This is a genomic window from Pseudomonas sp. (genome assembly GCF_026224925.1).
Classification (GTDB): domain Bacteria; phylum Pseudomonadota; class Gammaproteobacteria; order Pseudomonadales; family Pseudomonadaceae; genus Aquipseudomonas.
Genome location: NZ_JAMFRV010000764.1, coordinates 1 through 6,538 on the forward strand (window position 1 = coordinate 1; position 6,538 = coordinate 6,538).

Genomic DNA, 6,538 nt, shown 5'->3' on the forward strand with positions numbered 1-6,538 from the left:
ATGTCCTTGAACACGTCCATGCGGATCAGACCTTCAACACCTTCGTGAGTGATGGCCACGCCCATGCGCTGAGCACGGGCAAGACCGTCGGAGGCCGGGTCGATGCCGACCATGACCGCCATTTCCAAGTGTTTTGCGTTACGCAGAATCTTGATCATCAGGTCGGTGCCGATGTTGCCGGAACCGACGATGGCGACTTTAAGTTTCTTATCCACTGCTTATGACTCCATGTAGATATCAAGAACCGTAACGGTGATGCCATCCGGGGGGGGATCTCGGCAAAATGCGGGCGCAACCCCCCCGGACCAAGAGTGAAGAGCGGTCCATGTATCATTCGAAAGAAGGGCCGCCAGGCAGGCGGCCTTGCGGGTTATCCCCTAGGTACTACCGATCCGGCCGGTCAGCGACCTGCCAAATCCCCTGGCACGTTTAGGTTTCCACTGGCGGCCAGTACGATCTTGTCTGGACGGACCGCGACAACATCGACCCCATGCTTGTCGAGCCAGCCAATTAGCTCGCCATCGATATCGATCAAGTCGCTATCAGCCTGGGCGTGTTGATCGACCGAGCGCAAGGCGACAAAGCGGGCCCCTAGCTCTTCCCATGCGGCCCTCTGCGCAGAACTAAGTTTGCTGGCGGGGTCGACGTTGGCGCCAAGCAATACGATGCCTTCGCCGATAAAATCGTCGAGCAGGCCGAGTTGGCCCCTGCAATTGGCTGCACGCGGCTGCGGCAGCAGCTTGCCGACCACGTCCTTGCTACCCTCGCCCTTCTGCAGCCAGCCCTGCTGATAGTGCGGCGGACGCAGCAAAGCCGGCAGCTCGCCAGAGGCGCGTTCCGCTTCCAGCATCGCGACTATCTGTTCGTCGGGCAGTTCGCGCTTGATGATCATGCCCAAGCCGACCGAAGTCTGCGTATACCGATCCACGTCCGGCGCGCGCTCAATCTCGTAGGTGTCGAGGATGGACTCTGGCAGGCGTCCTCCTAGCACTTCGGCCAGTTTCAAGCAGATGTTCTGAGTATCGCGGATGCAGGACTGCATACCCGACCCGGCCCATGGTGGCATCAGGTGCGCAGCGTCGCCGCAGAGAAAAGCGCGCCCTTCACGCCAGCGCTCGGCAAAGCGCACATGGTGGTTATAGAAGGCCTGCTGGTGGATGCTTACTTCGTTTTCGGTCACGCCAAGCGAGTTGAGCAAACGCCACAACTGTTCGTGGGTTTGGAAATCTGCGTCCGTCTCATCGGGATTGAGCGGAAACTCCCAGCGATGGTTGCCCATCGACAATGCGATATCGACCACAGGGCGTTTCTTGTCCGACCAGAACGTAAGCATGTGTCGGTTCGGCCACCAACGTTTGACTCGGCAGTCAATCACCACCCAGCGTACCGGCAAGGTGTCGCCGATCAATTTGATGCCCAACTGTTCGCGGGTCTGACTAGCGCCACCATCACAGGCCAACACATAACGCGCGCGGACGGTCTCGACCTCGTCAGTTTCCAGATTCTTTATTCTGACCGTTACGCCGTCATCGTCCTGGTCGAGCGTGACTGTCTCCCACCCGTACTTTACGCTCACGCTCTTATAGCGCTCGGCACCTTCGCGCAGAACCCTTTCCATCTCCGGCTGGTAGATGGCATAGGAGGTGGCATGGCCAAGCTCGCCCGGCGGAAAAGGCGTCGAGGTCAACTCGCGCCCTTCGTAGTCCAACCAGCGTAGCGAGTGCGTCACATCCATGATGGCTTTCATCTTTTCGGCCAAGCCCATGTCTTGGAAGATGCGCATGGTCCAGTCGTTCACCGTGACCGCACGAGCCCTGGAATAGATGTCCTTACTACGCTCGATGGCAATAGTTTTCACCCCGAGTTTGCCAAGGACGTTGGCAGCGGCAACGCCGCCTGGGCCATAGCCGATAATGGCGACGTCTGCATCGAATCTCGTTTGGCTACTCATGGGGCAAGAAATCCTTCGACAATACGGTTGAATTCATCGGCGTGTTCCCACTGCACCCAGTGGCCGCACTGTGGCATCACCAAAAAGCGGGCCCGCGGGATTTGTTTCATCAAGGTAAAGCCTGCGTCCAGCGGCATCACCCGGTCTTCTCGCCCCCAGAGGATCAGAGTTTCATGTGGCAACCGGGTCAGTCGCGCATCGCGCCAAAGCTCCTCGGGCATGCCGCCTGGTCCCGGACGCATCGGTGGCTGAGCAACGATGCGTGGATCCATCGCCGCCTCGAAGCGCTGTTCCAACAAGTCGTCGGTAAGCGCTCCTGGATCGAAGACCATTTGGTTGGTGAAACTCCTGAGCCGTTCTAGGGAAGGACCGGGACCATCATAAAAGCCGACCAGAGTCTTGATTCCTTCAGTCGGGAATACCGAACTTACCGGTGAGCCACCCCCAGGCCCCATCAGTACCATGCGGTTGATGCGCTCCGGTGTCTCCAAGGCGATCTTCAGGGCGATCATGCCGCCCATCGAGTTGCCGACGAAATCGGCCTTGTCGATGCCGAGTGTGTCGAGCAGGCCGACTATCATTCCAGCCCACCAGCCCGGAATTGGCGCGTCCACTGGCTTCATGTCCGACTTACCGAAACCCGGCAAGTCAGGGCAAATAACGCGATGAGTCCTTGCGAAGTGGGCGATGTTGCGACTGTAGTTCGACCAGCCGGTGGCCCCAGGACCGGAGCCTTGCAACATCACAAGCACCGGCCCCTGGCCTTCGTCGTGGTAATGGATATTGACGCCACTGATTGTGGCGAATCTGCCCTCAGCCATGTGCGCGATCCTCAGGGTTGATCTTCAGTTCGTGACCCCAAATGCTCATCGAATCGTGACGCTCGACGGTCCAGGTTGCATCGTCGATCTCACGGGCGCCCCAGCCATATTCGAATTCCCACTTCGATGGCGTGAGCATGTAAAACGAGGTCATGTGGTCGTTGGTATGGCGGCCGATGTCCCACGCCACCGGAACACCAGCCTTCTTGACACGATCCAGTGCTAGGCCGACGTCGTCCAAGCAGTGGGTCTGTACCATGAGGTGGACGATCCTCTTAGGGCTGGGCACCGACGCAAACGCAAGGCTGTGGTGACGCGTATTGCAGTGCATAAAGGTCACCTTTGCATGCAGGCCCGGCGCTGGTATGAACTCGATGTAGTCGCTGAGCTTGAAGCCGAGCTTGGTCCAGAACGTCTGATATTCGACGTCGTCCTTCACCGCGATGACGATGTGGCCGAGACCTTGATCGCCAGTGACGAAGCCCTGCACACCAACCGGCGATATGAACGGCTTCTGGAACAACTGGGTCGCGCCATAGAACACTTCGATCTTCACTCCGGCCGGATCCACAAATGTGGCTAATTCGACCACGCCGCGGGCCACTGCCAGCATTGCATCTTTCGTGTACTCGACATTGAGCGCATCGAGTGCGGCCAGCACGTCGGCAAAAGTCGCCGGCGAGGTGGTTTCGAACCCGATGACCTTGAGATCGTCCAGGGGTCCCTCCTCAACGCGCAGACGCCAAGCGCGCTCATCAATGCGCAACTCCAGCGCACCGTTTTTTTCGTTGACCTCGGCGCCGAGAATGTTGCGGGCGTACTCGGCCCAGGCCTTAAGGTCGCGGGCCTCGACGACGACGTAACCCAATGCGGATATGGACATGTGTTCTCCGTACTTGAATGTCGATTGGTACTTGCGGTGGGTTTACAAAGGGCTGACCGCTTTGATTGCGAACCCAGCCCCATCCGGGCGATTGCGAAATTCGGGGTATACCTGACAGCCAAAAGCCAGGCGCGGGCCTTACTGCCGGAAAGCGTCCGTCCAATTCGGCGTCGCACCACTGTCGACAGATATAAACATCAAGCCCAAGGATCCAGCTGTTGCTAAAACCTCAACCCAAGACGTAGTGACGATCAGTTCCTGGCGCGACCAGCGTTCTCAAAGCTCACTTCGCCCATTACGAAAGGGCTGAAAGTTGAGGTCATCGGAATTGATTTATTCGGTTCGCTGCTGCGAAGGAGGGTTCCTGCTGGCGCAGTTTTGGGATTGAAATGGCTCATGGAATAAACCTCTATTGTTTTTATTGGTTTTGCTTGAACCCTAAGCAGCTGATTTTCTCAGGCATCCAAAGGGTGAGCCGAGGACCATCACACATTTGGCTCTGCATGTATGTATCGCTCGTTACATAATTTAAGTGGAAACACTCGATTTAATCAAGCCCCCAAGGGGGTTTTTATCGTGCCGCGCCAGATGAGCAGGCACCTCTCCCTAGCACATAGGCCCTCTCGCAACGTCTAGGACGGCACTTTTAGGCAACCGCCTCAAGCAACGCGCATGAGGCTTTCGAAGTCGAGAACCGCTAGGAAGCTGATCTACCTGACGCCCACTGGAGTTCCTAGAACGCTCAGCTAGGCGGTTTCGAGTCAGAAAGCTGCCGCCAAGCCTCGGTTCAGCAGGCCATCCGATGACTCGCAGATAGACACAAGGCCAAAAGCTAGGCTCCGCAGCCGCTAATTCCGTTCGCAACGAGCGTTGAAGAGGAACTCAAGAAAACAGTAGATGCAGAGATAGCTGTACTCTCCCTGCTAGCCTCAGGTGGCCCCTGATCCCTAACCCTGACTATCGCGAGGCCGGCTAGAAGCTACGTCGCTAAAGGCTTCCACTTCTCAAGAAGTTTTTCCGCCAAAGCTTGCATTGCGAGGAGTTGTTGGCGGCAACATCTGACCACATCCATCGCCCCGGGCTCTAGTTGCGATGCAACGAAAACACCATCTCCGAAAGCCATCCACACCTGCGCTAGCTCCTCAGCTAGGTCAGGTGGCAACATCTGACCACCGGGTCGGATTACGTGGCGTATCTGCTCGGTCAATATCGCCCGGCTGTGCTGACGAATACGGGCAATCACCTTGGTCACTTCAGGATCAGAGCTACGCCGCTCCAGACCAATCAGAAAAACCAAACGCATAAACGGTGGTGGATTCTCGAGGAATTCGGCATCGCTACGCGCTTGGCTCTCTATCGAATCCGTCTCGCCTGGCATCTTGCTCTTGCTTTTGCGGTTCAGATTGTTATCGATCACCTGCAAGGCACTGTGTTCGAGGGCGGCAAGCAGCAACTTTTCCTTATTGCCGAAATGCCAGTAAATAGATGTCGTTGGATAGCCACTACGCTCACGGATCATCGACATACTGGTTCCGGCATAACCGTACTCAGCCATCAGACTCATTGCCACGTCTAGAATCTTTTCGGGATTAGCTTCGGCCCGTTGACGACTGGCTGAACGCGGCTTTACGGACTTGCTCTTTTTATTGTCCGACGCGTTCTCGGCATTGCTCATTGGCTGTCCCCTTGAATCTGATGATCGTATTAGCTAGCCGTGCACAATACCTCTCATTGGCCTCCTCGGTGCGAGTAACCTGATCTTCTACGTTGTTTAGGCATTGAGGGTGATGTGTTGGCAAGCACTTACTTCGTCTAGGTTGTGTCCGATTGAAGTACACCTCAATCAGGCGTCAGGACGATTAATCGCCCCGTCAGAGTAGGGTTTATTTCTGCATTTTCTGACGCTACGGCGTCCACCTCTACGACCTCAACCTGACAGACTAAGCGCTTAGTGTATAAAAATTTCCGTTTTCTATATTCGCCCCAGACTGGAGGGGACTACTACGATTCCGGTCGATGGCGCCAACGCAGCTTTGGCACATGGGTTTGGCTGGGTGATGCTGTATGGCGGTGTTGCTGCATGGGTGCTCGTGGCGGCGAACTGCTTGGTCTTTCGTTCGAGCAAAGCCGTTCATTTTCAGCAGTGACTGTAGTCCGAAGGACTGCTATTGGCCGACAACTGCCTGATTCTAGGCATTTGGTATCCGTTCCGCACCCTTGGCCAAATATTTGCGTTGCCTTAGTCAAAGCCACACCGAAGTTTGCTGCCTTCACCCTCGTTCCGCATCATCCAACCGCACATTTTAGTTCATCGAGAGTCTAGCGCCGACGCTTAAGCGACATCTGAAATCATCTGCAGCTAGCCCCGAAAACTGCCGCTCGTCCCGCACCCAATAGTGTGGCCATTTCGAATGGGCTGGATGGTCTATGCTGACCACATTGTCCATCCCCGTATGGAGAGTTCCGATATGTTACTTCCTTATCTTGAAATATGGCGTAGCCAACTAGAGGGTAGCAACTCTCCGCTTGGCGAGGCGGAAACCAGAGGGACCTTTGATAAGCAGCTTCTTCTGGAACTCAACGACCTGTCGAATCTCCTTGAACATATTCGATTAGCTACAGACTTGTCGGATGTTCAACACGATCTGCAGGTTCTGATTAAAGGGAAGCCGGTCGGCATGGGACCCACTAATAAAAAATGTAAAAGCTGCGGTCGGAATATACCCTAGGGGTAAATCATGGTCGTACGAAGAAAGGCCAGTGGCGATGGCTGCACAAACGGCTTCGCCAGAGAACGGGTTCTACTACATAGAAGATCAAGTGGAGAACGATGACAGTGATTTCGATTGGTTCCCAAAAGATCAGGCTGCGGACCCGCCCACA

Annotated in this window: 4 protein-coding genes and 1 pseudogene; all 5 read right to left on the reverse strand. The window is 55.8% G+C overall.

Annotated features, from left to right (window positions below):
- A pseudogene (locus M0974_RS31835) lies at positions 1-158 on the reverse strand (acetaldehyde dehydrogenase); the annotation flags it as partial.
- A 242-nt stretch (positions 159-400) separates the two neighbouring features.
- A complete protein-coding gene (locus M0974_RS31840) occupies positions 401-1,951 on the reverse strand; it encodes a bifunctional 3-(3-hydroxy-phenyl)propionate/3-hydroxycinnamic acid hydroxylase (RefSeq protein ID WP_297846128.1) in 1,551 nt (516 codons plus the stop codon).
- A complete protein-coding gene (locus M0974_RS31845) occupies positions 1,948-2,772 on the reverse strand; it encodes an alpha/beta fold hydrolase (RefSeq protein WP_297846129.1) in 825 nt (274 codons plus the stop codon). Before M0974_RS31845 ends, M0974_RS31840 begins: the two co-directional genes overlap by 4 nt.
- Positions 2,765-3,655, reverse strand: coding sequence for a VOC family protein (locus M0974_RS31850; protein ID WP_297846131.1), 891 nt, complete (start codon positions 3,653-3,655; stop codon positions 2,765-2,767). Before M0974_RS31850 ends, M0974_RS31845 begins: the two co-directional genes overlap by 8 nt.
- A 979-nt stretch (positions 3,656-4,634) precedes the next feature.
- Positions 4,635-5,330 carry a TetR/AcrR family transcriptional regulator gene (locus M0974_RS31855; RefSeq protein ID WP_297846133.1) on the reverse strand — a complete coding sequence of 232 codons (696 nt, stop codon included), beginning with the start codon at positions 5,328-5,330 and terminating at the stop codon, positions 4,635-4,637.
- Positions 5,331-6,538: the final 1,208 nt, after the last annotated feature.